The organism is Amycolatopsis sp. lyj-90, from assembly GCF_046549035.1.
Classification (GTDB): domain Bacteria; phylum Actinomycetota; class Actinomycetes; order Mycobacteriales; family Pseudonocardiaceae; genus Amycolatopsis.
The window spans coordinates 298,216-319,372 of sequence record NZ_JAJPWP010000003.1; the positions used below are offsets into that span (position 1 = coordinate 298,216).

21 protein-coding genes are annotated in these 21,157 nt (G+C 69.6%); 9 read left to right on the forward strand and 12 right to left on the reverse strand.

Translation table 11 applies throughout. The annotated features are described in order from the left end of the window. Nucleotides 1-50: 50 nt before the first annotated feature. The 3 genes from ACLJPX_RS12840 to ACLJPX_RS12850 are packed head-to-tail and all read right to left on the reverse strand — an operon-like array spanning nt 51 to nt 3,015. A complete protein-coding gene (locus ACLJPX_RS12840; RefSeq protein ID WP_410600265.1) occupies nt 51-731 on the reverse strand; it encodes a TetR/AcrR family transcriptional regulator in 681 nt (226 codons plus the stop codon). Next, on the reverse strand, nt 722-2,266 hold the full coding sequence (locus ACLJPX_RS12845) for an ATP-dependent acyl-CoA ligase (RefSeq protein ID WP_410600266.1): 1,545 nt from the start codon (nt 2,264-2,266) through the stop codon (nt 722-724). Before ACLJPX_RS12845 ends, ACLJPX_RS12840 begins: the two co-directional genes overlap by 10 nt. Further along, the gene (locus ACLJPX_RS12850) at nt 2,263-3,015 is read right to left on the reverse strand and encodes an enoyl-CoA hydratase/isomerase family protein (RefSeq protein WP_410600267.1); all 753 of its coding nucleotides are present in this window, start codon (nt 3,013-3,015) and stop codon (nt 2,263-2,265) included. The genes ACLJPX_RS12845 and ACLJPX_RS12850 overlap by 4 nt, the downstream gene beginning before the upstream one ends. A 47-nt stretch (nt 3,016-3,062) precedes the next feature. Here ACLJPX_RS12850 and ACLJPX_RS12855 point away from each other — a divergent pair, with 47 nt between their 5' ends. The 7 genes from ACLJPX_RS12855 to ACLJPX_RS12885 all read left to right on the forward strand — a co-directional run bounded on the left by ACLJPX_RS12855 (nt 3,063) and on the right by ACLJPX_RS12885 (nt 8,342). Next, the gene (locus ACLJPX_RS12855; RefSeq protein ID WP_410600268.1) at nt 3,063-4,691 is read left to right on the forward strand and encodes an amidohydrolase; all 1,629 of its coding nucleotides are present in this window, start codon (nt 3,063-3,065) and stop codon (nt 4,689-4,691) included. Nucleotides 4,692-4,696: 5 nt separating this feature from the next. Next, a complete protein-coding gene (locus tag ACLJPX_RS12860) occupies nt 4,697-5,146 on the forward strand; it encodes a GNAT family N-acetyltransferase (protein ID WP_410600269.1) in 450 nt (149 codons plus the stop codon). Nucleotides 5,147-5,181: 35 nt separating this feature from the next. Beyond that, nucleotides 5,182-5,865 (forward strand): metal-dependent transcriptional regulator, encoded by a 684-nt coding sequence (locus ACLJPX_RS12865; protein ID WP_410600270.1) that lies wholly within the window; start codon nt 5,182-5,184, stop codon nt 5,863-5,865. A gap of 188 nt (nt 5,866-6,053) precedes the next feature. Further along, nucleotides 6,054-6,440: a transcriptional regulator gene (locus ACLJPX_RS12870; protein ID WP_410600737.1), complete on the forward strand. Its 387-nt coding sequence runs from the start codon at nt 6,054-6,056 to the stop codon at nt 6,438-6,440. Between the two features lie 9 nt (nt 6,441-6,449). Continuing rightward, nucleotides 6,450-7,508, forward strand: coding sequence for a zinc-dependent alcohol dehydrogenase family protein (locus tag ACLJPX_RS12875; protein WP_410600271.1), 1,059 nt, complete (start codon nt 6,450-6,452; stop codon nt 7,506-7,508). Between the two features lie 85 nt (nt 7,509-7,593). Then, nucleotides 7,594-7,731 carry a hypothetical protein gene (locus ACLJPX_RS12880; RefSeq protein ID WP_410600272.1) on the forward strand — a complete coding sequence of 46 codons (138 nt, stop codon included), beginning with the start codon at nt 7,594-7,596 and terminating at the stop codon, nt 7,729-7,731. After that, on the forward strand, nt 7,719-8,342 hold the full coding sequence (locus tag ACLJPX_RS12885) for an alpha-ketoglutarate-dependent dioxygenase AlkB family protein (protein WP_410600273.1): 624 nt from the start codon (nt 7,719-7,721) through the stop codon (nt 8,340-8,342). The genes ACLJPX_RS12880 and ACLJPX_RS12885 overlap by 13 nt, the downstream gene beginning before the upstream one ends. Before the next feature lie 8 nt (nt 8,343-8,350). On the opposite strand, the gene ACLJPX_RS12890 is transcribed toward ACLJPX_RS12885, so the two are convergent. From ACLJPX_RS12890 to ACLJPX_RS12910, 5 genes are read right to left on the reverse strand one after another with little or no spacing between them, the layout of a single operon-like run. Beyond that, nucleotides 8,351-9,208, reverse strand: a complete 858-nt coding sequence (locus ACLJPX_RS12890; RefSeq protein ID WP_410600274.1) for a biotin-dependent carboxyltransferase family protein — start codon at nt 9,206-9,208, stop codon at nt 8,351-8,353. Next, nucleotides 9,205-9,810, reverse strand: coding sequence for a 5-oxoprolinase subunit PxpB (gene pxpB, locus ACLJPX_RS12895; RefSeq protein WP_410600275.1), 606 nt, complete (start codon nt 9,808-9,810; stop codon nt 9,205-9,207). Before pxpB ends, ACLJPX_RS12890 begins: the two co-directional genes overlap by 4 nt. Beyond that, complete coding sequence (locus ACLJPX_RS12900) at nt 9,810-10,568, reverse strand: LamB/YcsF family protein (protein ID WP_410600276.1); 759 nt, start codon at nt 10,566-10,568, stop codon at nt 9,810-9,812. Before ACLJPX_RS12900 ends, pxpB begins: the two co-directional genes overlap by 1 nt. Further along, nucleotides 10,568-11,362, reverse strand: coding sequence for a putative hydro-lyase (locus ACLJPX_RS12905; protein WP_410600277.1), 795 nt, complete (start codon nt 11,360-11,362; stop codon nt 10,568-10,570). The genes ACLJPX_RS12900 and ACLJPX_RS12905 overlap by 1 nt, the downstream gene beginning before the upstream one ends. Nucleotides 11,363-11,388: 26 nt before the next feature. Then, entirely contained in the window at nt 11,389-12,633 is a 1,245-nt protein-coding gene (locus ACLJPX_RS12910) for an MFS transporter (protein ID WP_101610760.1), read from the reverse strand. 182 nt (nt 12,634-12,815) lie between these two features. On the opposite strand from ACLJPX_RS12910, the gene ACLJPX_RS12915 reads away from it, so the two are divergent. Beyond that, nucleotides 12,816-13,463: a GntR family transcriptional regulator gene (locus ACLJPX_RS12915; protein WP_410600738.1), complete on the forward strand. Its 648-nt coding sequence runs from the start codon at nt 12,816-12,818 to the stop codon at nt 13,461-13,463. 70 nt (nt 13,464-13,533) lie between these two features. Here ACLJPX_RS12915 and ACLJPX_RS12920 read toward each other — a convergent pair whose 3' ends face one another. Both ACLJPX_RS12920 and ACLJPX_RS12925 read right to left on the reverse strand, forming a co-directional pair. Beyond that, nucleotides 13,534-14,760 (reverse strand): family 16 glycosylhydrolase, encoded by a 1,227-nt coding sequence (locus ACLJPX_RS12920; RefSeq protein WP_410600278.1) that lies wholly within the window; start codon nt 14,758-14,760, stop codon nt 13,534-13,536. 143 nt (nt 14,761-14,903) lie between these two features. Then, complete coding sequence (locus ACLJPX_RS12925) at nt 14,904-16,166, reverse strand: ROK family protein (RefSeq protein WP_174720463.1); 1,263 nt, start codon at nt 16,164-16,166, stop codon at nt 14,904-14,906. Between the two features lie 96 nt (nt 16,167-16,262). Between ACLJPX_RS12925 and ACLJPX_RS12930 the strand changes: the two genes are divergently transcribed. Beyond that, nucleotides 16,263-17,657: a GH1 family beta-glucosidase gene (locus ACLJPX_RS12930; RefSeq protein WP_410600279.1), complete on the forward strand. Its 1,395-nt coding sequence runs from the start codon at nt 16,263-16,265 to the stop codon at nt 17,655-17,657. Here the strand turns inward: ACLJPX_RS12930 and ACLJPX_RS12935 are convergent. Then, nucleotides 17,632-18,771 carry an acyl-CoA dehydrogenase family protein gene (locus tag ACLJPX_RS12935; protein ID WP_410600280.1) on the reverse strand — a complete coding sequence of 380 codons (1,140 nt, stop codon included), beginning with the start codon at nt 18,769-18,771 and terminating at the stop codon, nt 17,632-17,634. The genes ACLJPX_RS12930 and ACLJPX_RS12935 overlap by 26 nt on opposite strands. After that, the gene (locus ACLJPX_RS12940) at nt 18,768-21,119 is read right to left on the reverse strand and encodes a bifunctional salicylyl-CoA 5-hydroxylase/oxidoreductase (RefSeq protein ID WP_410600281.1); all 2,352 of its coding nucleotides are present in this window, start codon (nt 21,117-21,119) and stop codon (nt 18,768-18,770) included. Before ACLJPX_RS12940 ends, ACLJPX_RS12935 begins: the two co-directional genes overlap by 4 nt. Nucleotides 21,120-21,157: the final 38 nt, after the last annotated feature.

The window sequence follows — 21,157 nt, forward strand, 5'->3', positions numbered from 1 at the left end:
CGTCCCCCAGAGAAGCCGTCTGAGCAAGGCGTACCGTCCTAAAGTCGCCGCTAAACGGGCACTCGCCACACTCCCGAGACCACTTCACGGCAGTTTTGCAGTGCCGTGACATCCAGATGACGTTCACAGGCGAGCGCCCGCAGGGCCAGTTCCGCGTAATGCGAGGCCAGCTGGTCCAGGGTGAGCGGCCCGCGCGGCGAATACCAGCGAGCGACCCCGCTGCACATCTCCACCAGTGCGAGCCGGGTGACCGAAGGCTGATCCGTGTGGAAGACACCCGCCGCGACACCGTCTTCGATGGCGTCCGCCCACAGCCTTTCGTAGGCGTCGCGCAGCTCCACCACTTCGGCCCTGGCGCCGGGGGTGAGCGCGTGCACCTCGTTGTCCACCACGCGGGTGTCGTCCGGCTGGATGGCGTGCGCGAGGACGTGCAGCGCCACCAGGGATCCGAGCCGCGACACGGGATCGGCCAGCCCGGCGGTCGCCTGCTCGGCCGCGTCGAGCAGCCGCCGCAGCGACTCGTTCATGATGGCCACCAGCAGGTCTTCCTTGGTGCCCATGTAGTGGTACAGGCTGGCCGACGACAGCTCCGCCTCCTGGGCGAGGTCCCGGATGCCGGTACCGTGGAAACCCTTGGTGGCGAACAGTTTCACCGCAGCCTGGCGGACCCTCTCGCGGGTGTTGACGACCCGAGGTTCTTTTTCCCGCCGAGGGTCCATGTTCAGAGCCATGTCTCCGTGGTCCTGTCCCACGAACCGGCGCGGAGGTCTTCCGCCTTCTTCAGCTCGCCCTTGGCGACCCGCTCCGACGGCGTCATCGGCAGTTCCTCCGCGAAGGCCCAGAACCGGGGAACCTTGAAGTAGGCCAGTTTCGCCGAGCAGAACTCCGCCAGTTCGGCCGGTTCGCACTGGTGGCCCTCGTTTTCGTCGAGGACGAGGTACGCCTTGACCTCCTCGCCGCGGAGCTCGTCCGGCACCGCGATGACAGCGGCGAGCTTGACCGCCGGATGCAGCTGCAGTGCCCGTTCGACCTCGTCGGCGGAGATGTTCTCGCCGCTGCGGCGGATCATGTCCTTGGTGCGGCCCACGTAGTACACGCGGCCTTCTTCGTCCATTGTGGCCAGATCGCCGGTGTGGAACCAGCCGCCGTCGAACGCGCGCCTGGTCGCTTCGAGGTCGTCGTGGTAGCCGTGCATCAGGCCGACCCCGCGGATCAGCAGCTCCCCGGTTTCCCCGCGCGGCAGGGGTTTGCCGTCGGTGTCCGCGATCATCACCTCGCGCGTCGGCGCGGGCCTGCCGAGGCAGCCGGTGCCGATCGTCTCTTCGTGATCCGCCGGGTACATCCGGATGTCGCCGCCGGTTTCGGTCATGCCGAAGGCCTCGTACCAAGGCGTGTCCCAGCGCGCTTCGAGCGCCGCGTGCAGGTCTCGCGGGATGGCCGACGCGCAGATCGCGCGGACCTGGTGCGCCTTGTCCAGCTCGCTTTCCGGCTGGCGCAGCAGCAGCGTGGGCATCAGGCCGAGGCAATAGAACCAGGTGACGCCGTGTTCGCGGACCTTCTCCCAGAACGTGGACGGGTGGAAGCGGTCGAGCACCACCAGGGTCGCGCCGCCCGCGAGCCCCAGCGCGACGTTCCACTGTGGATCGATGTAGTGGAACGGTTGCGCGGTCAGGATGACGTCTTCCGCGCCGACCATGGGGAACTCCGTGGCCAGGCTGATCGCCAGGGTCGTCCAGTACCGGTTCGGCAGGACGCAGCCCTTGGGGGCGCCCGTGGTGCCGGAGGTGTACTGGATGTTGACCGGGCGTTCGCCCTCGCTGCTGAAGGTCCGGTCGCTGCCGGAACCGGTGAGTTCCCCGGGTGTCAGCACTCGCTTCAGCGAGGTTTCCGGTGCGATCTTGTGCAGCAATTCCAGGAATTCTTCGGCGGCGACGGCGAATTTGGCCCCCGAATGCCGGAGCACGTGGGCGCCGTCGAATTCGCGGTAGCCGGTGTTGACCGGCACGAGCACGCCGCCGATCTTGGCCAAGGCCAGCCACAACAACGGGAACTCGGGCTGGTTCCGCAGCATCACCGCGACCCTGTCACCCGGCTCCACGCCGAGGTCCAGCAGCGCGTGGGCGAACTCCGTGCTGCGCGCGTCGACGTCGGCGAAGGTGAAGCGCTCGCCGGTGGAGTCGAAGATCCACGCCGTTTTGCCCGGCCAGAGCGCGGCGGCCCGGCTGGTCAGCCCGAGGAGGGTGTCGATCCCGGCGAGCGAGGTCATGTCCGGCTCCGGAACGCTTCGGCCGACGCGAGGACGGCGGCGGAGTGCTCGGTGATCAGCGCGTGGCTGACTTCGAGTTCGAGCGCGGCGTCGAGCGAGCTGTCGATGCCGGAATCGAGGGCGCGTTTGGCCATCGTGGCCGCGGCGGCCGGATGGGCGGCGATCCGGGCCGCCCAGTCGAGCGCGGTGTCCATCAGGTCGTCGGCGGGCAGGACGGCGTTGACCAGGCCGAGTTCGTGCGCCTTGGCGCCGCTCACGCGTACGCCGAGCAGCAGGAGCTCCTTGGCCTTGAGCGGGCCGACCAGCAGCGGCAGCAGCCGCGACGCCGCACCCGTGACGCTCAGCCCGAGCGAGACCTCGGGGAAAGCGAACACCGCGTCTTCGGCGGCGAGGATCAGGTCGCAGCCCATCGCGAACTCGGCCCCCGCGCCGATCGCGTACCCGTGGACCGCGGCGATGACGGGCTGGCGGAGCCCGCGAAGGCGGCGTGTCACGTCCTGTAGCCGGTCGAGTCGCGCCCTGGAATCAACTGTATCCCCGGACGGGGTGGGCTCCTTGAGGTCATGACCGGCGCAGAACGCGCGACCCCGGCCGGCGAGCACGACCGCCCGCGCGTCTGAGTTCGCGGCCGCGTCGAGTGCTTCCAGCAGGTCGTCGACCAGTTCGGCGACGACCGCGTTGAGCCGTTCGGGGCGGTTCAGCCAGATCACGCAGATGCCGTCGTCGAGTGCGTAGTCCACGGTGCTCATGACACGGAGCCTAGACGACCGATCGATCGATCGATAGGGTCGGATTCATGCGGGTCGACACGGTCTACGAGAACGCCCGGTTCCTCATCGGTGTTGCGGAATCCGATGCTTTGGCGGTGCTGAACGGGCGAATTGTCGCTATCGGCGAGGATGCTTCTGCGCTTTCCGCAAAGCGCCGGGTCGACCTCGGCGGGTCGGTGGTGGTGCCCGGCTTCCACGACGCGCACAACCACATGGCGTGGTTCGGCATGGCGCTCGACGACGTCGCGCTCTCGGATTGCCGCAGCGTGGACGAGGTGTACGACGCCGTCGCGCGGCGTGCGGCCGAGACACCGCCGGGTGGCTGGATCATCGGCAGCGGCTACGACCAGAACAAGCTCGCGGGCGGTCATCCGACCAGGCAGGGGCTCGATCGGGCCGCCCCCGGGCATCTCGTGCGGCTCAAGCACACGTCCGGGCATATGACCGTGGTCAATTCGGCGGTGCTGGAGCAGCTGGACCTGGGGAACGTGCCGGTGGGCGGCGACGTCGTCCGCGACGGGGACGGTTCGCCGACCGGGCTGCTACGGGAACAGGCCCAGCTGATGCTGCGGCCGCTGACCTATCCGACGCCGATCGAAAGGGTCGTACGCGGCCTGGACCGGGCGAGCGCGCGATACCTCTCCGAGGGGATCACGAGTGTCCAGGAGGCCGGCATCGGCGGGGGCCTCGTGGGGGAGACCCCAGCCGAACTCGCCGCCTATCAGCTGGCGCGCGACCGCGGGGTGCTGCGGGTGCGGAGCACGGTGATGGTCGCGGCCAGTGTGCTGCACGACCTCGACGCGGGTGCCGGCTCCGAGGCACGCTTTCCCGCCGAGGAGCCATCAGCGCTGTACGGGCTCGACCTGGGGATGCGTACCGGCTTCGGCGACGAGTGGCTGCGGCTCGGCGCGATGAAGCTGTTCGCCGACGGTTCGCTGATCGGGCGGACCTGCGCGATGCACGAGCCGTTCGCCGGGGAACCGGACAACGTCGGCTACTTCCAGGTGCCCGAAGACGAGATCGCGCGGACGATCGCCGCCGCGCACCGGGCGGGCTGGCAGATCGCGACGCACGCCATCGGCGACCGCGCGATCACCGTCGTCCTCGACGCCTACGAAGCCGCGCTCAAGGCGGATCCACGTCCCGATCACCGGCACCGCATCGAGCACTGCGCGGTACTGCGGCCCGAGGAGCTGACGAGGCTGGCGTCGCTGGGGCTGATCGCCTCGCCGCAGGGCCGGTTCGTCAACGAGATCGGCGACGGGATGCGAGCCGCGCTCGGCCCCGAGCGCGAGGCCTGGTGCTACCGGCTCAAGAGCCTGCTCGACGCGGGATGCGTGCTCCCCGCCAGCTCGGACCGCCCGGTCGTCGAAGGCGCGCCGCTGCTCGCGCTGGCCGACATGGTGCGGCGGAAGACCGCCTCCGGCGTCCTTCTCGGTCCCGAAGAGCGGCTGACCCCGGCCGAGGCGCTGCACGCCTACACCTACGGCTCCGCGTACGCCGCTTTCGCCGAGAAGGACCTGGGCACGCTGCTGCCCGGCAAGCTCGCGGACTTCGCCGTCCTCTCGGCCGACCCGACCGACGAGTCCACTTTGGATTCGATCCAGGTCGTCGCCACCGCCGTCGGCGGCGACCTCGTCTACGAACGGAGCTGACACTGATGCCGGTACGGGACGCCGTCGCGGACGACATCGAGGAGATCTGCGCGCTCATCGAGGAGCACGCGGTCTACGAGGACAAACACGATCTGAAGCTCGACCGCCGGGAGATGGCCGGGTTCCTCTTCGGCCCCGAGCCGAAGGCGTGGGTGCTCCTCGCCACCCCGCCGGGTGAGCCGGACGAGGTCGCGGGCTTCGCCTTCTGCAGCTGGAACTTCTCCACGTGGGAGGCCAGGCCGGGGATCTGGCTCGACGACCTCTTCGTGCGTCCCGAGCACCGGCGGTTCGGCCTCGGGCGGGAGCTGCTCGACGAGCTGGCCGCCCGGACGCCGGGCCGGGTCGAGTGGGACATGCAGGAGGGCAACGAGAAGGGCGAGGCGTTCTACGCCCAGCTCGGCGCCGAAACCGTCCCCGGCTGGGTCCGCTATCGCTGGCGGCCGCACGCTGGGTGAGCCGCGACCAAGCGGCAAGCCGTAAACTCGCATGCATGGGTGAAGGGGCAAATCGCAGGTCGTCGTCCGTTGAGGACTACGTCCGGGTGATCTACGGGCTGGTGGAGCGCGGCGAGGCCGTCACCAACACGTCACTGGCCGGGCGGCTGGAGGTCAGCCCGTCGTCGGCGTCCGGCATGGTCACCAAGTTGTCCCAGCTCGGGCTGGTCGCGCACGTCCCGTACCGCGGGATCGAGCTGACCACCGAGGGCAGGCTGCTGGCCCGTTCGGTGCTCCGCCGCCACCGGCTGATCGAGACCTATCTGGTGTCCGAACTCGGCTACACCTGGGACGAGGTGCACGCCGAGGCCGACGCGCTGGAGCACGCGGTGTCGGACAGGCTCGTCGAACGGATCGCGGCGAAGCTCGGCAACCCCATGCGCGACCCGCACGGCGACCCCATCCCGGCCCCCGACGGCAGTGTCGAGGAGATGCCGATGCGCATCCTCGACGACCTCCCGCCCGGCGCGGTCGGCGAGATCGTGCGTGTCTGGGACACCGACCCGGAACTCCTGCGCTACCTCACCGAGCACTCCATCGGCCTCGGCGAGCGGATCGAGGTCGTCGAGCGCCAGCCGTTCGGCGGCCCGATGGTGGTCAAGGTCGGCTCGCCGCCGGACGCGGCGACGCACGCGATCGGCAAGGAGATCGCCCAGGCGCTGTCGGTCGCGCTCCGCTGACCCCGTGTCCACTGTGGACGCGTTTCGGCCGGGGCGCGCGGTGGGAATTTTCCCTACGTCCCTGCATAATTCGGCTCTTCGGCACGTCACCCACATGCCGGTCGGATAGGTGATCTAAGGCCCTTCCGATCATGTGTTCGCGCGCCTAGGCTGCGCTATTCCGGGTGGCTAGCGAGCGTGCGAAGGCGATGACAATGACCGGTCAGCGGACACACACCATCGACCGGGGGGTTGCGGAAGGACGGGAACTCAGGCGGCTGCTGGAGACCGGGCCGTTCGCGGACGCCCTCAGGGCGGCGATCAGGGCGAGGGGTCTCGGTCTCGACCGGATCCGGTACCGGCTGCGAGGGCGGGGGTGCTCGATCAGCCTCGCGACCCTGAGCCATTGGCAGTCCGGGCGCTGTCGTCCGGAACGGCCGGAATCCCTGCTGGTGCTCAAGAATCTCGAGGAGATCCTCGGGGTGCCGTCGGAGTCCCTGTCACGGCTTCTGGGACCACCGCGCGGGCGGGCGGCCCGGTGTACGGTGCCCGGCGAGGGCCTGGTGATGCAACGAGGCCGGGAGACGGGAACGTAGGGAGTACGGGTGCGGGCGGTCGTCTTCGAGGAGTTCGGGGTGCTGCCCGAGGTACGCGAGGTGCCGGATCCGGTCGTGCCGCCGGGCGGGGTGGTGATCGCCGTCGAGGCGACCGGGGTGTGCCGCAGCGACTGGCACTCCTGGCAAGGTCACGACGCTTCGGTGAACCTGCCGCACGTCGCCGGGCACGAGCTCGCCGGCCGGATCGCGTCGCTCGGCGAGGGCGTCCGCGGCTGGTCGGAGGGGGACCGGGTGACGGTGCCGTTCGTCTGCGCCTGCGGCACCTGCGCCCAGTGCGCGGCCGGTGACCAGCAGATCTGCGACCGCGAGTTCCAGCCGGGCGCGACCCACTGGGGCTCGTTCGCGGAGTACGTCGCCCTCGAAAACGCCGAGGTCAACCTCGTGGCGCTGCCGGACTCGCTGTCCTCGGCCGAGGCCGCGGCACTGGGCTGCCGCTTCGGGACGGCGTTCCGGGCGGTGCTGCGGCAGGGCGGCGTCCGGCCCGGCCAGTGGGTCGCGGTCTACGGCTGCGGAGGCGTCGGGATCTCGGCGATCCTGCTGGCCGTCGCGGCCGGTGCGTCGGTCGTCGCCGTCGATCCTTCCCCGCAGGCCAGGGCGCTGGCCACACGGATGGGGGCTGTCTCGGTCGTCGACCCCTCCGGCTACGAGGGCCACGAAGCCGTCGCTCTCCAGGTCCGCGAGCTGACCGGCGGCGGCGCGCACGTCTCCCTCGACTGCCTCGGCTCGCCGACCACCTGTGCGGCCTCGATCGCCAGCCTCCGGAAGCGGGGACGCCACGTCCAGGCCGGATTGATGCCGCCCGCGCAGGGCATCGCGCCGATCCCGATGCACCGCGTGATCGGCGGGGAACTGGAGATCGTCGGCATCCACGGACTGCAAGCGCACGAGTACCCCGAGATGCTGCGGGTGGTGGAGACCGCGGGAATCGACCTCGAAGCGATGATCGGCAAGCGGGTCGGCCTCGACGACGTCCCCGCGGTCCTGGCGGCGATGAACGACCCGGTGCCCGCCCAAGCCGGGGTGACGGTCGTCGAACTCGCGCTGTAATCGGGTGTTCGCACTGCGGTCAACCGGCCGATCGGAGTAGTCCGAAAGGTGGCTTCTCGCGGTTCGTTGTGGCACCTTCTCCGCCGTGACAGTCAAGGCCGCTCCGTCTCAGCCGCGTTTCGCCCACCGCGTGCTGCGCTGGTTCACCGCGGCCTGCGTCATGGTGCGGGGCCACCGGATCATCGGCGCGCGCCCTGGCAAACTCGAGGTGTGGACGCGCTGATCCCCCGACCCCGGGCCGAAGTCGCACCCGGTGCGGTGCACGTCCCGGACTGGCTCGATCTGGACGAACAACGCAAACTGGTCGAAGCCTGCCGCGGCTGGCGTGGCTACCGGCAGACACGGCTGCCGAACGGCGGCGTGATGTCCGTGCGGACCGTCTGTCTCGGCTGGCACTGGTACCCGTACCGGTACTCGAAGGTGACCGACGACGGTTCCCCGGTGCTCCCGTTTCCCTCGTGGCTGGGTGATCTCGGCCGGCGGGCGGTGACCGATGCCTACGGGGCCTCGGATTACGACCCGGACATCGCACTGGTGAACTTCTACGACGCCGCCGCGAAGATGGGGATGCACCAGGACAAGGACGAGACCTCGCTGGAGCCGGTCGTTTCGCTGAGTCTGGGGGACGCTTGCGTCTTCCGGTTCGGGAACACGTCGGATCGCGGGCGGCCCTATACGGATGTGGACCTGCGGTCGGGGGATCTGTTCGTGTCCGGCGGGGAGTCGCGGCTGGCTTTCCACGGGGTGCCGAAGGTGCTGCCGGGGACCGCCGATCCGGGGTTGGGGCTGGTGGGGCGGCTGAATCTCACTTTGCGGGTTTCGGGACTCTCGTGAGTGGCGGTTCACGGACACCGGAATCGCACGCGCTGCCCCGGCCGCACCTGAGCGGCCAGGTCCAAGTCGGCCTCGTCCACCACCGCGATCACCGGATAGCCCCCGGTCACCGGATGGTCGGCGAGGAACAGGATCGGTTGCCCCGAAGGAGGAATCTGCAACGCGCCGGGCACCGCCGCCTCGGGCGGCAACTCGTCGTCGCGCGCCCGCGAGAGCACCGCACCCGACAGCCGCACGCCCACCCGGTCGACGTCGGAGGTGGCGACGTAACCAGAAGAGACCAAAGTGGACAGTGCGCCGGGAACGAACCACGGGGCCCTGGGTCCCGGAGTGACCCGCAGAACCGGCTCGTCCGGTAATGGAGACTGAGGGGCGAGATCCACGCCAGGGTGGGCCAGCACCCGCTGTCCCACTGGCAGCGTCATCCCGGCCGAAAGTACCGGTGGGCCGAGTTTGCCGAGGGTGTCGGTCGCCCGGGCGCCCAGCACCGGCGGGACGTCGATGCCGCCGCGCACGGCGACATAGCACCGCAAACCCTGGGAGGCCGTGCCGAGCACGAGGTCTTCACCGGCACGCACAAGGATCGGTGAGCCGGGTCCGACAGCACGCCCTCCGGCGGTGATCGAGCAGGGCGCGCCGGTGACGGCGACGGTCGCCGGCGCCGAGAACCTCAGGACGAGGCCGCCCAGGACACTTTCCAGCGCCGCGTGACCTTCGGGGTTGCCGACCAGCCGGTTCGCCAGCCGCAGCGAACCGCGGTCGGCGGCACCGGACCGGCCGACGCCGATCGCGGCCAGGCCCGGGCGCCCGAGATCCTGCACGGTGGCGAAAACCCCGGGACGGACCACTTCGATCTTCGCGGTCATGAAGAGAACCGGATCCGCGTACCGGGCGCGAGCAGGTTCGGCGGCTCCCGTTCGACATCCCACACCGGCAGGGTGGTCCGTCCGATCAGCTGCCAGCCGCCGGGTGAGGCGTTCGGGTACACCGCCGTGTACTCGCCCGCGATCGCGACCGATCCGGCGGGCACCCGGGTGCGCGGGCTCGTCCGGCGCGGCAGGTGCAGGGCGGGGTCGAGTCCGGTCAGGTAGGCGAAACCCGGTGCGAAACCGCAGAAGGCCGAGACGTAGGTCCCGTCCTCGTGCCGCCGGACGACGGCTTCCGGCGACAGGCCCGCGGCCGCCGCGACGTCGGCGAGGTCCGGGCCGTCGTAGCGCACCGGCACGACGATCTCGGCGGCTTCGCGAGGTGCGACGTCCACTGTGGACCGATCGAGGACGTCGCCCGCGAGCCGGTCGTGATGGGTCCGGCCCGGGTCGAACCGGATGAGCAGGGACCGTGCGGCCGGGACCAGTTCGACGACGCCGTCCGGCGGGTCCTGCTCCAGTGACGCGTGCAGCCCGAGCACCTCCGACGGATCGTCGAAGTCGACCATGGCCGCACGCGCCCCATAAGGCAGAACTCGCATCACGCGGCCTCGAGGAACGATCCAATGTGGACACCAGACGCGTCGAGCCCGGCGCGGATCCGGCGCGCCAGGTCGACGGCGCCGGGAGTGTCGCCGTGCACGCAGAGCGAATGCGGCTGGAGCGTCAGCTCGGTCCCGTCGGCGGCGACGACCTTGCCGGTGGTCGCCATCGCGACCGCCCGGTCGGCCACCTCGTCGGCGTCGTGGAGCACGGCGCCCGGCAGTTTCCGGGAGACCAGAAGGCCTTCGGACGTGTACGCGCGGTCCGCGAACGCCTCGGCGTACGAGGGGAACCCGGCTTTTTCCGCTTGCACGGCCATTTCCGACCCCGGCGGGCACAACAGCGCGAGCGTGGGGTGGAACCGCCGGATCGCCTCGACCACCGCGGCCGCCTGCTCCGGATCCACGGAAGCGGTGTTGTACAAGGCCCCGTGCGGTTTGACGTACCGCACCCGGGTCCCCGCGGCCCTGGCGAACGCGTCGAGGGCGCCGATCTGGTAGAGCACGTCGTCAGTCAGGTCGTCCGGGGCGACGTCCATCGCCCGCCGCCCGAACCCGGCCAGATCGCGGTAGGCGACGTGCGCGCCGATGACAACGCCGCGCATCCCCGCGCGTTCGCAGACGCGCCGCATCACCGACGGATCACCGGCGTGGAATCCGCACGCGACGTTCGCGCTGGTGACGATGTCGAGCATGGCGTCGTCGTCGCCCATTTTCCAGGCGCCGAAACCCTCGCCCAGGTCACTGTTGAGATCCATCAGGCCACCCTGAACTCACTGTCGAGTTTGTCGGTCACGAACATGTAGCCCGGCGCGTGCGTGATCGCGAACGGCGGCCGCGAGGCCATCAGCGCCGCCTGCGGGGTCACACCGCACGCCCAGAACACCGGCACGTCACCGGGTTCCGCGTCGACCGGGTCCCCGAAATCGGGGTGGGCGAGATCGGCGATGCCGAGCGCGGACGGGTCGCCGATGTGCACGGGCGCACCGTGCACGGCGGGCATCCCGCGGGTGACGCGCACGGCGTCGTCGACGCGGTCCTCGGGGATCTGCCGCATCGAGACCACCATCGGCCCGTGCAGCCGCCCGGCCGGGACGCACTCCCGGTTCGTCACGTACATCGCCACGTTGCGGCCCTGGTCGACGTGCCGCAGCGGGATGCCCTCCGCGGCCAGTGCCGCTTCGAAGGTGAAGCTGCAGCCGATCGAGAACGCGACCATGTCGCTGCGCCACAGGCCGCTCGCGTCCGGGATCTCGCCGGAGAGCGCGCCGTTCTGCCAGACCCGGTAACGCGGCAGGTCGGTGCGCAGGTCCGCGCCGGGCGCCAGCCGTGTCGACGGGTCGCCGGGATCGCTGACGTCGAGCACCGGGCAGGGCTGCGGGTTCCGCTGGCAGAACAGCAGGACGTCGTAGGCCCAGTCCTCGGGGACGGCGATCAGGTTGGTCTGGGTGAAGCCGTTCGCCCAGCCGGTGGTCGGGCGGGCGGTGCCCGCGCGGAACAGGGCGCGGGCCTCGCCGGGGGACAGGGTCGCCGGTTCGTCGAAGGTGGTCATCGCGGTGCCTCCTCGTCCGATTGTCGTCACAGGAGTTCGCGACCGCGAGTCTCGGGCAGGCCGAGCAGCGCCAGAATGGCGATTCCGTAGCCGACGGCGCCGAACACCATCGCGCCGCCCGCGCCGAGGAAACCGACCACGGCGGGGAAGGTCGCGCCGATGGCCCGGCCGAGGTTGTAGGTGAAGCCCTGCCCGGTCCCGCGCAGCGCCGACGGGTACAGCTCGGCGAGGAACGCGCCGAATCCGCTGAAGATCGCGGACATCGAGAACCCGAGCGGGAAGCCGAGGAACAGCACGAGCGTGTTCGCGCCCGCCGGGATCTGGGTGTACGCGATGATCAGGCCCGCCGAAAGCACCGAGAAGAGCAGGAACGTTTTCTTACGTCCCAACAGATCCGTGAGGTAGCCGCCGGTGACGTAGCCGATGAAAGCGCCGGAGATCAGGAACGCGAGATAGCCGCCCGTCCCGATGACGGTGAGGCCCCGGGTGGTCTTCAGGTAGCTCGGCAGCCAGGTCGCGAGCGTGTAGTAACCGCCCTGGACACCGGTCGCGAGCAGCGCGGCGAAGAACGTCGTGCGCAGCAGGTCCGGCTTGAAGATGCCCTTGAACGAACCGCGTTCCTTCTTGGCCGCGCGGGCGGCCTCCGCGACGGGCGCGTCCTGGACGTTCCGCCGGACCCACAGCACCAGCAGCGCCGGGATGACCCCGGTCCAGAACATGACGCGCCAGGCGATGTCCGGGCTCCAGATACTGAAGACCACCGTGTAGACGACGACCGACAGCGCCCAGCCGACCGCCCAGGCACTCTGGACGAAGGCGACCGTGCGGCCGCGATATTTCGCCTGCGAGTACTCCGCCACCAGCGCGGCGCCGGCGGCCCACTCGCCGCCGAACCCGAGACCCTGCAGGGCGCGGAAGACCAGGAGCGTTTCGAAGTTCGGCGCGAACCCGCAGAGCACGGTGAAGATCGTGTACATCGCGATGGTGATCTGGAGGGTGCGCACGCGGCCGATACGGTCGGCCAGGATGCCCGCGCCGATGCCGCCGATCGCCGAAACCACCAGCGTCGTCGTGCCGAGCAGGCCCGCCTCACCACCGGAAAGCCCGTAGTAGGCGGTGATCGCGGCCAGGCCGAGCGGCAAGGTCTGGTAGTCGAACGAGTCGAGCCCGTACCCGCCGAACGCGCCGACGAAGGCCCGCCGGCCTCGCGAACCGAGCGTGCGGAACCAGGCGAAGGGGCGAGTGTCTTCGGTAGTGGCTGTCGCGGTCATCGGCACCTCCAGAGGTGACTGTTCATGGTGGCACGGGTCACATGGATAGCCACTGTAGGTATTGTTCAACAATTCCACAAGAGGATCCTTGGCTTGCCCTCTTGTCCGTAGGTAGGATCCGTTACGTGACGATCGCGGAGGGTGGTCCCGTCTCAGTGCAAGGACTCGAAGCCGACCGGGGCATGATCAGCCGCACCAGCACCGCCGAGCGGGTCGCGGGTGTCCTGCGCACGCGCATCGCCGAAGGCTTCTTCCTGCCTGGCGTGCGGCTCTCGGAACACGACATCGGCTCGGCGCTGGGCGTCTCCCGCAACACGCTGCGCGAGGCGTTCCGGCTGCTCACGCATGAACGGCTGCTGACCCACGAGCTCAACCGCGGTGTCTTCGTGCGGGTGCTGTCGGTCGAGGACGTCGTCGATCTCTACAAGGTGCGCAAGGTCGTCGAGTGCTCGGCGGTCCGCGCGGTGACGGAGAAGCCGCCGACGTTCGCGAAGCTCGCGCGCATGGTCGAGGACGGCAGGCTCGCCGAACGGAGCGAGCGCTGGCAGGACCTCGGCACCGCGAACATCCGGTTCCACTCGGCGATCGCGGAACTCGGTGGCAGCGAACGGATCGACGAGCTGATGCGCGGCATCTTCGCCGAACTCCGGCTGGTGTTCCACATGATGGCCGATCCGCGGCGCTTCCACGAGCCGTACCTCAAGCGCAACGCGGAGATCCTCGAGCGCATCGAGGCCGGTGACGGCGCCGGCGCCGAAGCGCTCCTCGCGCAGTACCTCACCGACGCCGAAAACCAGCTCGTCGAGGCCTACGCCGAACGCTCCCCCTGACGCAATTCGTCCTCTGGTCGCGGTGGTTCCGAGTACGAACGACCGCGACCAGAGGACGAAACGCGGTGGGTCAGGGGGTGGTCCACTTCTGGTTCGCGCCACCGCCACAGGTCCAGATCTGCAGCCTGGTCCCGTTCGCGGACGAGTTCCCGGTGGCGTCGAGACACTTGTTCGCCTGCGGGTTCACGATGTCACGCGCGCCGCTGACCGCCCAGCGCTGCGCGCCGGAACCGTTGCAGTCCCACAGTTGCACGGCGGTGCCGTCCGCGGTCCCGCCGCCGGAGACGTCCAGGCACTTGCCCAGTGCGCGGATCGTCCCGTCGCCGCCGACGGTCCAGTTCTGCGCCGCGTTGCCGTTGCAGTCGGTGATCTGGATCGGGGTGCCGTTGGCGCTGTTCGCGGCGGCGACGTCGACGCACTTCCCGCCGATCCCGGTGATCCGCCCGGTGTTCCCGGAAGTGTTGCTGGAGTTGACGTGCACGTAGTCGACGACGAGGCGCTGCGGGAACACGGTGCTGGAGTTCGGGTCGCCCGGCCAGTAACCGCCGACGGCGAGGTTCAGGATCAGGTAGAAGGGGTGGTCGAAGACCCAGCGGTTGCCGTTGAGATCGGCGGGCGTGCGGGTCTGGTAGAGGTTTCCGTCCACGTACCACCGGATCTGGTTCGGTGCCCAGTCGACGGCGTAGGTGTGGAAGTCGTCGGAGAAGTTCGGGCCGTTGTAACCCGCGCCGATCCCGCCCGCGCCGGAGTAACCGGGGCCGTGAAGCGTTCCGTGCACCGTGTTCGGCTCGAAGCCGACGTTCTCCATGATGTCGATCTCGCCGCTGTTGGGCCAGCCGACGTTGCCGATGTCGGCGCCGAGCATCCAGAACGCGGGCCACATCCCTTGTCCGCGCGGCAGTTTCATCCGTGCTTCGAACCGGCCGTAGGTCTGGGTGAACTGTCCCTGCGTGGACAACCGGGCCGAGGTGTACTCGCAGCGCCCGTACCAGCAGTTGTAGTTGCCCGGATTCTCCTTCTTCGCGGTGATGACGAGGTTGCCCTGGCCGTCGAGCGCCGCGTTGTTCGTCCCGGACGTGTACCACTGCCGTTCGTGGTTGTTCACGTTGTCACCGGTCTCGAAGTGCCACTTCGAGGTGTCGATGCCGGCGCCCGCGGGGCCGTTGAAGTCGTCGGTGAACGTCGCGGCCATGACCGCGGCTTCGGAAGCGGGGGCTTGGGCTGTCGCCGGGAGCGAGCCGAGCAGGACGGCGGCGGCGAGCACCGCGGTCCAGCGGAAACGTGCGGAGATGGACATCGTTGTCGCCTCTCTGACCGTTGGGGACACGAGGAGAAGGCGCACGGCGGAACCACTTTGTTGCGCCTGGCAACAAAGTATGCATGGTCTCTACCACTGCGACAAGATGTCCGGTGAGGTATTTTTTAACCTCGAATTAAGGCTCAGGCGGCCGTGCCCCGCTTGGACCCGGCCGTCCGAGGGTCCGCGCCCTGGTCCAGCAGGGCGGCGACCGGGAGGGTGGCGGCTCCTATGGCGACGGCGTCCGGCCCGAGCTGCCCGAGTTCGATCTCCGTCTGGTCGAACACGTGCGCGAGCGCGTGCTCGCCTGCCACGCGCCGGATCTCGGGCAGGTACTCCTCGCCGAGCGCCAGTCCGGCCCAGCCGCCCAGCACGATCCGCTCGGGGTTGAACAGGTTGATCAGGTTGCCGATCCCGGCGCCGAGATAGCCCGCCGTTTCTTCCAGCACCTTGGCCGCGGCCTTGGACTTGCCCGCCGACTCCAGCAGCGCGGCGAACTGCGTCTGCTCGTCCTCGTCCGAAGTGGTCTTCCCGCCGCGCGCCTTGCGATAGCGCGCGAGGACGCCTTCCGCGCCGACGTAGGACTCCAGGCAACCGCGTGATCCGCAACGGCAGTCCTGTCCGCCGTAGACGATCGTCGTATGACCCCATTCGCCCGCGCTGCTGGTGGAGCCCCGGTAGGTGGTGCCGTCGGTGACGACGGCGGCGCCGACCCCCGAGCCGATCAGGACGATCACCGCGTGCCGGGCGCCGCGACCGGCGCCGAACCACATTTCCCCCTGGCCCTGGGTTTTCGCGCCGTTGTCGACGAACAACGGCAGTTCGACGCCCTCCGCGCGCAGGAGATCGGTGAGCGGGACCTCTTTCCAGCCGATGGTGGGCGCGTGCACGCGGAGCGCCCCGCCCTTTTCGGCAGAGCCCTGTTCGACCGTGCCGGGAACGCCGACGCCGACACCGAGCACGGTCGCTTCGTCGATGCCCGATTCCGCGATCACTTCCCGGATTCCGGACGCCACCTGGGTGACGGCCGACGCCGCGTCCGGCCGCGGGGAGGCGAGGGGGTGTTCGACGGTGGCGAGCCGGTTCATGGTGAGGTCGAACAGTTCGACCTTCACCCCGGTCTCGCCGATGTCGACCCCGGCGACGTGGCCATACGCAGGATCGACGCGGAGCAGGACGCGGGGCCTGCCACCGTCGGATTCGACCAGCCCGGCTTCGGTGATGAGGCGTTCTTCGCCGAGTTCGGCGGTCACGTTGCTGACGGTCGCGGCGCTCAATCCGGTCAGACCGCTCAATTCGTGGCGGCTGAGCGGGCCGTCGAAGTAGAGTTTCGACAGCAGGAGGGAACGGTTGTGCCGCCGCAGGTCACGGACGGTGGTGCGCTTGGCAGGCATGCGGATACCCATCTTATGGCGGCGGACCTTTCCAGGATGCCCCACGACCTTAGCCTCCGCCATGTATTAACTGGTGAAATAAGGCAGGCTGGCCGGAAGGAGGGCGCCGTGACGGAGGAAAACGAGCTCATCGGCACCTTGCCGTCCGATTTCCGGTGGGGTGTCGGCAGCTCGGCCTACCAGATCGAAGGCGCGGTCGCCGAAGACGGACGAACACCGTCCATTTGGGACACCTACGGCCAGTCGCCCTGGGCGATCGACCACGGTGACACCGGCGAGGTCGCCTGCGACCACTACCACCGGATGCCCGCCGACGTCGCGCTGGTGAAGGAACTCGGCGTCGACACCTACCGGTTCTCCGTGTCCTGGCCGAGGGTGCAGCCGCGCGGGCGCGGCGGCGTCAACCCCGCCGGGATCGCCTTCTACGACCGGCTGGTCGACGAACTGCTCAACAACGGCATCGATCCGTGGCTGACGCTGTACCACTGGGATCTGCCGCAGCACCTCGAAGACGCGGGCGGCTGGCCTGCCCGCGACACCGCTGTCCGTTTCGCCGACTACGCGATGCTCGTGTTCGAGCGGCTGAGCGACCGCGTCCGCCACTGGACCACGCTGAGCGAGCCGTGGTGCACGGCCATGCACGGTTACGTCCACGGGGTGATGGCGCCCGGCCGCCGGGACGCGAAGGCGGGCATGGCGGCGGCGCATCACTTGCTGCTCGGCCACGGCCTCGCCGTGCGGCGGATGCGGGAACTCGCGCCGCCCGGGACGAAGTTCGGCATCACGCTCAACCTGAGCACCGCCGATCCGGCCACCCCCAGCGAAGCCGACCGCGAGGCCGCCCGGTTCGAGGACGGGCTCGGCACGCGGTTCTACCTCGACGCGCTCGTACACGGCCGCTATCCGGAGGACGTCCTCGAAGACCTCGCGCGCCAGGGCATCCGCCTGCCGTCCGAACCGTGGGATCCGTCGATCATCGCGGCGCCGCTCGACTTCCTCGGTGTCGACTACTACTTCGGGACGCGGTACTCCGGGGTGGAGGAGAACGGGAACGCGGTCGAGCACTTCGGGATGCCCGCGTTCCGCAAGGTCCCGTTCGGGGCGCCGTCGACGGTGCTGGGCTGGGAGATCCTGCCGGACAAGCTCACCGAACTCCTCGTCCGGATCACCCGTGACTATCCCGGCCTGCCGCTGTACGTCACCGAAAACGGCGCCGCCTTCACCGACGTCCCCGACGAGACAGGCTTCGTCCGCGACGACGACCGCGCCGCGTATCTGTCCGCGCACATCGCCGCCACGGCGGCCGCGCGGCAGGCGGGCGCGGACGTCCGCGGCTACTTCGCCTGGTCCTTTTTGGACAGTTTCGAATGGGCCTACGGCTACGCCAAACGGCTCGGCCTGGTGCGGGTCGATCGCGAGACGCAGGCGCGGACGATCAAGCAGAGCGGGCTGGCCTACCGCGACATCGTCGAGCGGGTCAAGAAGTCAGGGACCGGGCGATGATCGTCCGCTGCACCTCGGACGCGCCTTCGTAGATCCGCGGCGCCCGGACCTCGCGGTAGAGGTGTTCGAGCAGGTGACCGCGCCGCAGTGCCCGCGCGCCGTGGATCTGCACGGCCGAGTCGACGACGTACTGGGCCGTTTCGGTGGCGAACAGCTTCGCCATCGCGGCGCGGCCGGCGAGGTTCCGCTCGCCCGCGTCGTAGGCGGCGGCCGCGGCGTACACGAGCAGGCGCGACGCCTCGGTGCGGGTCGCCATTTCGGCAAGGGTGTGCGCCACGGTCTGCTGTTTCAGCAACGGCCCGCCGAACGCGATCCGGGTCTGGGCGTGGGCGACCGCGGCGTCGAGCGCGGCCTGCGCCATCCCGACGGCGAACGCGCCGACGCTCGGCCGGAACAGGTCCAGCGTCCGCATGGCGACCCCGAAACCGCGGTCCTGTTCGCCGAGCAGTTCGTCCCGCTCGACGCGGACCCCGTCGAACACGAGGGTGCCGATGGGATGCGGGCTGACCAGGTCGAGATGCTCACCGGAAAGCCCGGCGCGATCGGCGGGGACGACGAACGCGGAGACCCCGCGCGAGCCCGCTTCCGGGGTGGTGCGGGCGAAAACGCTGTAGAAGTCGGCCTCGGGGGCGTTGGAGATCCACATCTTCTCGCCGGTGAGACGCCAGCCGTCGCCGTCGGGCTCGGCGGAGAGCTCCAGCGCGGCCGCGTCCGAGCCCGCGTTCGGTTCGGTGAGCGCGAAAGCGGCGACGGCGTCCCCTGCGGCGACGGCCGGAACCCACTTCGAGACCTGCGAATCCTGTCCGGACTGCAGCACCGGATACGTGCCCAAGCCCTGTAGCGCCAACGCCGTTTCGGCTTCGGTGCTCTGGCTCGCGAGCGATTCCCGCAGGATGCAGAGATCCGTTGCCGCGGCCTCCCGGCTCGGGCTGCCTCCATCGACGCCGGGGAACAGCCGGGCAAGCAGGCCGAGCGCGCCCATTTCCTTGAGCAGCGGGCGGTTGACCGCGCCTTCGGTGCCGGATTCCGCCAGCGGCCGGAGTTTCCCGGCGCCCAGCCTGCGGACTTCCGTGGCGAAATCCTGCTGCTCCGGGCTCAAGGCGAAGGCTGTCATCGGTCGCTCCCAGGTCGCCAGCGGGCGTGCGCGGTGCCGGGTTCTCCCGAGCGCAACAGTTCCAGCCGCGGTTTCGGTCCGTCGGTGCGGCCGCCCTGCGGCTTCCGGCTGCCCGCCGCGTACTGCTTCGGCCACGGCATCGGGTAGTCCTGTTCGGCCGCGGCGTGCAGTGTCCACTGTGGATCGTAAAGATGAGTCCTGCCGAGGGCGCACAGATCCGCGCGGCCCGCCAGGATGAGCGAGTTGACGTCGTCGTAGGACGAGATCGCGCCGACGGCGATCACCGCGACGCCGTACTCGCGGCCGATCTCGTTGCGGATCCGGTCGGCGTACGGGGTCTGGTAACTGCGGCCGTACTGGGGTTTCTCGTCGCTGACGACCTGACCGGTCGAGACGTCGATGCCGTCGGTGCCGTGCTCGGCGAACGCGCGGGCGATCTCGACGGCCTCGTCGACGTCGATCCCGCCGTCGTACCAGTCGGTCGCGGAGATGCGGACCGTCATCGGCCGATCGGCTGGCCACGCCGCGCGGACGGCGTCGAAGACTTCCAGCGGGAAGCGCAGCCTGTTCTCGAGCGAGCCGCCGTACTCGTCGGTGCGGTGGTTGGTGAGCGGGGACAGGAAGGACGACAGGAGGTAGCCGTGCGCGCAGTGGAGTTCGAGGAGGTCGAACCCGGCGCGACCGGCGGCACGGGCGGATTCGGCGAACTGCTCGCGGATCTCGGCCAGCTCGGGGATCGTGAGCTCGCGCGGGGTCTGGTTCGCCTCGGCGTACGGGAGCGCGGACGGGGCGCAGATCTCCCAGTTGCCTTCGGGGAGCGGCTGGTCGATGCCGTCCCACATCAGTTTCGTCGAACCCTTGCGCCCGGAATGGCCGAGCTGGACACCGATCCGCGCGGGTGTGCCGCCATGGACGAAATCGGTGATCCTGGCCCAGGCCCGTTCCTGTTCCTCGGTGTACAGGCCGCCGCAGCCCGGGGTGATGCGGCCGGTCTCGGAGACGCAGACCATTTCCGTCATCACCAGGCCGGCGCCGCCGAGTGCCTTGCTTCCCAGGTGTACCAGGTGGAAATCGGTCGGGACGCCGTCCTCGGAGGAATACATGTCCATCGGCGAGACGACGACGCGGTTCGGCAGGTCCAGGTTCCCGATCCGGAAGGGCTGGAACATCGGCGGGCGGACTTCGTTGTCCAAAGTGGACGCGAACCAGGTGTCCAGTTCGGCGGCGAATCCGGGATCGCGCAGCCGGAGGTTGTCGTAGGTGACGCGGCGGCTGCGGGTGAGGATGTTGAACGCGAACTGCGCCGGATCCTGATGCGTGTACCGGCCCAGGTTCTCGAACCACTCCAGGCTCGCCTGCGCGGCACGCTGGGTCGAGGTGACGACGGGGCGGCGCTCGGCTTCGTACGCCTTCAGCGCGCTGTCCGTATCGGACTGTTCGTGCAGGCAGGCGGCGAGCGCGAGGGCGTCTTCCATGGCGAGTTTGGTGCCGGACCCGATGGAGAAGTGCGCCGTGTGGGCGGCGTCGCCGAGCAGGACGACGTTCTCGTGACGCCAGCTCGCGCAGCGCACGGTGGCGAACGCGGTCCACTTCGAGTTGTTGGCGAACGTCCGGTGGCCGCCGAGGACGTCCGCGCACAGTTCGCGGATGACCTCGATCGACTTCTCGTCGCTCTCGCCCGGCGCCAGCGAGGTCGCGGCGATCTGGCCGAACGCGCGCTCCCAGACGCCCTCGTGCAGCTCGAGGATGAAGGTGCTCGCGGTGTCGCTGTACGGGTAGCCGTGGATCTGCATGATCCCGTGCGGGGTCTCGAGCACGTGGAACTTGAAGGCGTCGAAGACCAGGTCGGTGCCGAGCCAGATGTACTTGCAGCGCCGGGTCTGGATGTCCGGCCTGAAGCTTTCGGCGAGCGCGGCGCGGGTCGGCGAGTTGACGCCGTCCGCCGCGACGACGAGGTCATACTCGGCGCTCGCCTCGGCCACGTCCGGCGCCTCGGTGCGGAAACGCACGTCCACGCCGAGTTCCGCGCAGCGTTCCTGGAGGATGCCGAGCAGCCGTTTGCGGCTCATCGCGGCGAACCCGTGCCCGCCGGAGGTGTGCACGGTGCCGCGGAAGTGGACGTCGATGTCGTCCCAGCGCGCGAACTCTTGCCGCATGGCGGCGTGGATCACCGGATCGGCGTGCTCGATGCCGCCGAGGGTCTCGTCGGAGAACACCACCCCGAACCCGAAGGTGTCGTCGGGCGCGTTGCGCTCCCAGACGGTGATCTCGTGATCGGGATGGAGCTGTTTCGCCAGCGTGGCGAAGTAGAGCCCCGCCGGGCCGCCGCCTAACACCGCGATACGCACGTCGCTCAGGGTATGTCGCGGTATGTACGACCGTCAAC

Bases quoted from the DNA above. Each gene is read 5' to 3' on its own strand.
- ACLJPX_RS12855 (WP_410600268.1), top strand. From the start codon at position 3,063: ATGCGGGTCGACACGGTCTACGAGAACGCCCGGTTCCTCATCGGTGTT.
- ACLJPX_RS12840 (WP_410600265.1), bottom strand. From the start codon at position 731: ATGGCTCTGAACATGGACCCTCGGCGGGAAAAAGAACCTCGGGTCGTC.
- ACLJPX_RS12845 (WP_410600266.1), bottom strand. From the start codon at position 2,266: ATGACCTCGCTCGCCGGGATCGACACCCTCCTCGGGCTGACCAGCCGG.
- ACLJPX_RS12860 (WP_410600269.1), top strand. From the start codon at position 4,697: ATGCCGGTACGGGACGCCGTCGCGGACGACATCGAGGAGATCTGCGCG.
- ACLJPX_RS12920 (WP_410600278.1), bottom strand. From the start codon at position 14,760: ATGTCCATCTCCGCACGTTTCCGCTGGACCGCGGTGCTCGCCGCCGCC.
- ACLJPX_RS12900 (WP_410600276.1), bottom strand. From the start codon at position 10,568: ATGGATCTCAACAGTGACCTGGGCGAGGGTTTCGGCGCCTGGAAAATG.
- ACLJPX_RS12870 (WP_410600737.1), top strand. From the start codon at position 6,054: ATGACAATGACCGGTCAGCGGACACACACCATCGACCGGGGGGTTGCG.
- ACLJPX_RS12925 (WP_174720463.1), bottom strand. From the start codon at position 16,166: ATGGGTATCCGCATGCCTGCCAAGCGCACCACCGTCCGTGACCTGCGG.
- pxpB (WP_410600275.1), bottom strand. From the start codon at position 9,810: ATGCGAGTTCTGCCTTATGGGGCGCGTGCGGCCATGGTCGACTTCGAC.
- ACLJPX_RS12905 (WP_410600277.1), bottom strand. From the start codon at position 11,362: ATGACCACCTTCGACGAACCGGCGACCCTGTCCCCCGGCGAGGCCCGC.
- ACLJPX_RS12910 (WP_101610760.1), bottom strand. From the start codon at position 12,633: ATGACCGCGACAGCCACTACCGAAGACACTCGCCCCTTCGCCTGGTTC.
- ACLJPX_RS12915 (WP_410600738.1), top strand. From the start codon at position 12,816: ATGATCAGCCGCACCAGCACCGCCGAGCGGGTCGCGGGTGTCCTGCGC.
- ACLJPX_RS12890 (WP_410600274.1), bottom strand. From the start codon at position 9,208: ATGACCGCGAAGATCGAAGTGGTCCGTCCCGGGGTTTTCGCCACCGTG.
- ACLJPX_RS12935 (WP_410600280.1), bottom strand. From the start codon at position 18,771: ATGACAGCCTTCGCCTTGAGCCCGGAGCAGCAGGATTTCGCCACGGAA.
- ACLJPX_RS12850 (WP_410600267.1), bottom strand. From the start codon at position 3,015: ATGAGCACCGTGGACTACGCACTCGACGACGGCATCTGCGTGATCTGG.
- ACLJPX_RS12865 (WP_410600270.1), top strand. From the start codon at position 5,182: ATGGGTGAAGGGGCAAATCGCAGGTCGTCGTCCGTTGAGGACTACGTC.